Origin of the sequence: Streptomyces cahuitamycinicus, from assembly GCF_002891435.1 — a bacterium.
Taxonomy (GTDB): domain Bacteria; phylum Actinomycetota; class Actinomycetes; order Streptomycetales; family Streptomycetaceae; genus Streptomyces; species Streptomyces cahuitamycinicus.
Map to the genome: position 1 here is coordinate 1 of NZ_POUC01000994.1, position 416 is coordinate 416.

The 416-nt window shown below is 72.8% G+C and carries 1 pseudogene; it reads left to right on the forward strand.

Features of this window, described 5'->3' with window-relative positions:
• Positions 1-416, forward strand: a pseudogene (locus C1J00_RS44260) (NAD(P)H-dependent glycerol-3-phosphate dehydrogenase); the annotation flags it as partial.

The window sequence follows — 416 nt, forward strand, 5'->3', positions numbered from 1 at the left end:
TCCCGGCGAAGGCCGTGCTGGTCAGCCTGATGAAGGGCATCGAGCTCGGCACGACCAAGCGCATGAGCGAGGTGATCCGCGAGGTCGCCGAGGTGCCGGAGGAGCGGGTCGCGGTCGTCTCCGGGCCCAACCTGGCCCAGGAGATCGCCCACCGCCAGCCCGCCGCGACCGTGGTGGCCTGCACCGACGTCGCGGTCGCCGAACGCCTCCAGGCCATCTGCCACCTGCCGCCGTGGTTCCGCCCCTACACCAACCCCGACGTGATCGGGGTCGAGCTGGGCGGCGCGGTGAAGAACGTGATCGCGCTGGCCGTGGGCGTCTCGGCGGGCATGGGCATGGGCGACAACGTCAGCGCCATGCTCATCACCCGGGGCCTGGCCGAGATCTCCCGGCTCGGCGCCGCGCTCGGGGCCGAC